Raw genomic sequence first — 4,727 nt, 5'->3', positions numbered from 1 at the left:
CGTCGGCGCCCGCACCGTGTGCGGGCCCTTCTACGCCGCGACCGGTCGGGTCTGGCGCATGTCCGCGGCGGAGCGTGACGCGGCCTGCGCCGAGCTCCGCGAGGGACTGGCCCCGGTCGTGGAGCACGCGGGCGAGCGAGGGATCACCCTGGGGATCGAGCCGTTGAACCGGTACGAGACCTCGCTCGTCAACACCGTCGACCAGGCGCTCGAGGCCCTGGACGGTCTGCTCGGACCCGCCCTCGGCCTGGCGCTGGACACCTACCACCTCAACATCGAGGAGCGGTCGAGCGCCGACGCCGTCCGCCGGGCCGGCGAGCACCTGGTGCACGTGCAGGTGTGCGGCAACGACCGCGGCGCACCGGGTCACGACCAGACCGACTGGCCGGCCCTGCTCACGGCGCTCGACGACGCCGGGTACGACGGCCCGCTCATGATCGAGAGCTTCACCGCGGACAACGCCTCGATCGCGACGGCGGCCTCGATCTGGAGGCCGCTCGCGGCCTCGCAGGACGACCTCGCGCGCGACGGCCTGTCCTTCCTGCGGTCGCTCGGCGACCGCACCACCACGAGCGCAGGAGCGATCACGTGAGCGAGTCCGACGGTGTCCTCGGTGTGGCCGTGATCGGCTACGCCTTCATGGGCCGAGCCCACTCCGGCGCCTGGCGCGCCGTGGGGGCCTTCCGTCCCGAGCTTCCCCAGGTGCGCCAGCAGGTGCTGGTGGGCCGCGACGCCCGTCAGGTCGACCGCGCCGCGAGGCGTCTCGGGTGGGCCGAGAGCTCGACCGACTGGCGCGCGGTGCTCGAGCGCGCGGACGTCGACGTGGTCGACGTCTGCGTGCCGGGTCATCTGCACGCCGAGATCGCCGTCGCGGCGCTGGAGGCCGGCAAGCACGTGATCGTCGAGAAGCCGCTGGCCAACACGCTCGTCGAGGCCGAGAAGATGGTCGACGCGGCTCGCCTCGCGCGGACGCGCGGCATCCGCTCGATGGTGGGCTTCAACTACCGCCGGGTCCCGGCGCTCGCGCTCGCTCGTCAACACGTCGCGGACGGACGCATCGGCGAGGTGCGCCAGGTGCGGATCAGCTACCTGCAGGACTGGCTGGTCGACGAGACCGCCCCCATGTCGTGGCGCCTCCGTCGCGAGTCCGCCGGCTCGGGCGCCCTGGGTGACCTCGGGTCCCACGCGGTCGACCAGGTCCGGTTCCTCCTCGGGCAGGAGGTCACCCAGGTCGACGGCATGACCCACACCTTCGTGACCCGCCGTCCCGGGGAGCGCGGCACCGAGGACGTCTCGGTCGACGACGCCGCGTGGGCGACCCTGCGGACCGACGGGGGAGCCGTCGTCAGCCTGGAGGTCAGCCGCATGGCCACGGGTCGCAAGAACTCCCTGCAGATCGACGTCTTCGGCAGCCGCGGGTCCCTGCGCTTCGACCTGGAGTCGCTCAACGAGCTCTGGACGTGCCTGGACGGTGCCGAGTTCGCGACGCGGGTCCTCGTGACGCAGCCCGACCAGCCCTACCTCGACGGCTGGTGGCCACCGGGGCACGTGCTGGGATGGGACCACACCTTCACCCACCAGGCGGCCGACTTCCTCCAGGCGCTCGCCCAGGGCGAGGACCCGACGCCGTCCTTCGAGGACGGGCTCGCGGTCCAGCAGGTGCTGGAGGCGATCGAGCGCAGCGGCACCCACCAGGACGTCAGCACCCCGCAACCGGAGGTCCTTCGATGAACCAGCAGCCGACCGGCCGACGCCCCTTCACCCTGTTCACGGGCCAGTGGGTGGACCTCCCGCTCGAGGAGGTCGCGGCCCTGGCCGCCGGATGGGGCTACGACGGGCTCGAGATCGCGGTGTCCTGCGAGCACCTGGACGCCTGGCGCTGGGACGACGACGACTACGTCGCCGAGCGGCTGTCGATCCTGGAGCGGCACGGGCTGGGCCTCTGGGCGATCTCCAACCACCTGACCGGTCAGGCCGTGTGCGACGACCCGATCGACGAGCGACACCGCGCGATCGTGCGCGACCGGGTGTGGGGCGACGGCGATCCCGAGGGCGTCCGGCAGCGGGCGGCCGAGGAGCTCCAGCACACGGCGCGGCTGGCCCAGCGTCTCGGCGTCTCGACCGTCGTGGGCTTCACGGGATCGTCGATCTGGCCCTACGTCGCGATGTTCCCGCCGGTCTCCGCCGAGCGCATCGAGTCCGGCTTCGTGGACTTCGCGGACCGGTGGAACCCCATCCTGGACGTCTTCGACGAGTGCGGCGTGCGGTTCGCCCTGGAGGTCCACCCGTCGGAGATCGCCTACGACCACTGGACGACGGTCCGCGCTCTCGAGGCCATCGGCCACCGGGAGGCGTTCGGCCTCAACTGGGATCCGAGCCACATGGTGTGGCAGGGCATCGATCCGGTCGCCTTCATCTCCGACTTCGCCGACCGGATCTACCACGTCGACTGCAAGGACACCCGGATGCGGATGGGCGGCGGGCGCAACGGCATCCTCTCCTCCCACCTGCCGTGGGGGGACCCGCGCCGCGGCTGGGACTTCGTCTCGGCCGGTCACGGTGACGTGCCCTGGGAGGACTGCTTCCGCACGCTGCGGCGGATCGGGTACGACGGTCCGATCTCGATCGAGTGGGAGGACGCCGGGATGGACCGCCTGCAGGGGGCGCCGGAGGCGCTGGCCCGGCTGCGTCCGCTCGACTTCGCCCCGCCGGCGGTGGCGTTCGACGCCGCGTTCAGCCGGCAGTCGGAGGACTGACGGCAACCGCGTCTCGTGATGCGGACATGCGTCCCAGGATGTGGGACCACGATGCGACGTGGTCGCACCGGTCTGCTTACAGTGGCTGCATGCTTCGACACACCCACCTGACGCGTCGCCTGGCAGTGGACAACTGCCGCACGCGCTCAGCGCTGTGTCGCTCCTGACCGGCTGACTCGTCGCCGTCCCGCTCGCCGTGTCCTCGGCGCGCCCTCCTTCGTCATGCGCCCACGGGCGCGAGGAGCTCCCCATGTCCACGTCCCCCACCGGCACTCCCGTGCCCGCGGCCGGCCCCTCCGCGCCGGCGCAGGTCGACCCCCGCGGCCTGCGCTTCGGTGCTGCCGTGACCTCGGTCGTCCTGGCGGCGGCGCTGCTCACCGTCTCGCCGGCGCGCGAGGTCGCGCTGGTCCTGGTCGGCGTCCAGACCGTGGTCTTCGCGATCGGTGCCTTCCTCGGGGTGCGGCACTCGCCGTACGGCCGGGTCTTCGCCCGCTTCGTGCGCCCCCGCCTGGGAGCGCCCGACGAGCTCGAGGACGCCCGTCCTCCGCAGTTCGCGCAGGCGGTCGGTCTCGGGTTCGCCGTCGTGGCGCTCGTCGCCCTGGCGGCAGGCGCCCCGGTCGTCGCGCTGGTCGCCCTGGCCTTCGCGCTCGTCGCCGCCCTGCTCAACGCCGTCGTGGGCTTCTGCCTCGGCTGCGAGATCTACCTGCTGGCCCGTCGTGCCTCGACGCGACCGGCGTGACCGCTCCACCTGAACCGCCCTGTCCATCCATCCCGACGCATCACCACCTATCAAGGAGAACCACATGAGCCGCGAGACCGCGCTGGTCACCGCTGACTGGGTCGAGCAGAACCTCGACAACGACAAGGTCGTCCTCATCGAGGTCGACGAGGACGCGTCGGCGTACGACAAGGGCCACATCCGTGGCGCCGTGAAGCTCGACTGGAAGAAGGACCTCCAGGACGGCGTCCGCCACGACTTCATCGGTGCGGACCGCCTCGCGGCCCTGCTGTCGGAGAAGGGCATCAGCAACGACGACACCGTGGTGTTCTACGGCGGCAACAACAACTGGTTCGCCGCCTACGCCTTCTGGTACCTCAAGTACTACGGCCACACCGACGTCCGCCTGCTCGACGGTGGCCGCAAGAAGTGGGAGCTCGACAGCCGTGAGCTCACCGCCGACGCGACCAAGCGTCCCGCCACGACCTACACGGTCTCCGGCGCGAACGACGACATCCGCGCCTTCCGCGACGAGGTCGTCTCGGCCATCGGCGTCCAGAACCTGATCGACGTCCGCAGCCCCGACGAGTACGCGGGTCGCCTCCTGGCCCCCGCGCACCTGCCGCAGGAGGCCGCGCAGATCGCCGGCCACATCCCCACCGCCGGCAACGTGCCGTGGAGCAAGGCCGCCAACGACGACGGCACGTTCCGCAGCGATGACGAGCTCAAGGAGCTCTACGCCGACGCCGGCCTCGACGAGGGCAAGGACACGATCGCCTACTGCCGCATCGGCGAGCGCAGCTCGCACACGTGGTTCGTGCTGAGCGAGATCCTCGGCTACAAGAACGTCAAGAACTACGACGGCTCGTGGAGCGAGTACGGCTCGCTGCGCGGCGTCCCGGTCGCCCTGGGCGACGAGCGCGGGGAGGCCTGACCATGTGTGGAGCGATCCAGGGAGGCCCGAGCCTCGACGGCGTCGACGTCGCCAACCAGGCCGTGATCCAGGGCATCGTCACGCGTGACGGCCAGCCGGTCGGCAACGCGTACGTGCGCCTGCTCGACCGCACGGGCGAGTTCACCGCCGAGGTGCCCACCTCGGCCACGGGGCAGTTCCGCTTCTTCGCGGCCCCGGGGGAGTGGACGCTGCGCACCCTCGCGCCGCGCTCCGCCTCGGTCGACCGCCCGGTCGTCGCTGCCCTGGGCAGCGTGGCCGACGTCGCGGTCACCGTCTGACGCACAGCACGACTCACGAC

Annotated in this window: 6 protein-coding genes; all 6 read left to right on the top strand. The window is 71.7% G+C overall.

The features are described 5' to 3' along the window. The coding region (locus ABD127_RS07800) for a sugar phosphate isomerase/epimerase family protein (RefSeq protein WP_344199612.1) at positions 1-592 on the top strand (592 nt) is incomplete at its 5' end. Further along, the gene (locus tag ABD127_RS07795; RefSeq protein WP_344199610.1) at positions 589-1,731 is read left to right on the top strand and encodes a Gfo/Idh/MocA family protein; all 1,143 of its coding nucleotides are present in this window, start codon (positions 589-591) and stop codon (positions 1,729-1,731) included. The genes ABD127_RS07800 and ABD127_RS07795, both read left to right, overlap by 4 nt. Further along, a complete protein-coding gene (locus tag ABD127_RS07790; protein WP_344199607.1) occupies positions 1,728-2,756 on the top strand; it encodes a sugar phosphate isomerase/epimerase family protein in 1,029 nt (342 codons plus the stop codon). Before ABD127_RS07795 ends, ABD127_RS07790 begins: the two co-directional genes overlap by 4 nt. 250 nt (positions 2,757-3,006) lie before the next feature. Continuing rightward, on the top strand, positions 3,007-3,495 hold the full coding sequence (locus ABD127_RS07785) for a DUF4395 domain-containing protein (protein ID WP_344199605.1): 489 nt from the start codon (positions 3,007-3,009) through the stop codon (positions 3,493-3,495). A gap of 64 nt (positions 3,496-3,559) precedes the next feature. Next, the gene (locus tag ABD127_RS07780) at positions 3,560-4,408 is read left to right on the top strand and encodes a sulfurtransferase (RefSeq protein ID WP_344199602.1); all 849 of its coding nucleotides are present in this window, start codon (positions 3,560-3,562) and stop codon (positions 4,406-4,408) included. Between the two features lie 2 nt (positions 4,409-4,410). Next, complete coding sequence (locus ABD127_RS07775) at positions 4,411-4,707, top strand: DUF1416 domain-containing protein (protein ID WP_344199599.1); 297 nt, start codon at positions 4,411-4,413, stop codon at positions 4,705-4,707. Positions 4,708-4,727: the final 20 nt, after the last annotated feature.

Source organism: Aeromicrobium alkaliterrae, from assembly GCF_039529015.1.
Lineage (GTDB): Bacteria > Actinomycetota > Actinomycetes > Propionibacteriales > Nocardioidaceae > Aeromicrobium > Aeromicrobium alkaliterrae.
Note: the sequence above shows the minus strand (reverse complement) of the source record. Positions and strands in the feature narration are given on the sequence as shown.

Excerpts from the sequence above, each read along its gene's own strand:
- ABD127_RS07790 (WP_344199607.1), top strand. The coding sequence starts at position 1,728 with ATGAACCAGCAGCCGACCGGCCGACGCCCCTTCACCCTGTTCACGGGC.
- ABD127_RS07775 (WP_344199599.1), top strand. The coding sequence starts at position 4,411 with ATGTGTGGAGCGATCCAGGGAGGCCCGAGCCTCGACGGCGTCGACGTC.
- ABD127_RS07785 (WP_344199605.1), top strand. The coding sequence starts at position 3,007 with ATGTCCACGTCCCCCACCGGCACTCCCGTGCCCGCGGCCGGCCCCTCC.
- ABD127_RS07780 (WP_344199602.1), top strand. The coding sequence starts at position 3,560 with ATGAGCCGCGAGACCGCGCTGGTCACCGCTGACTGGGTCGAGCAGAAC.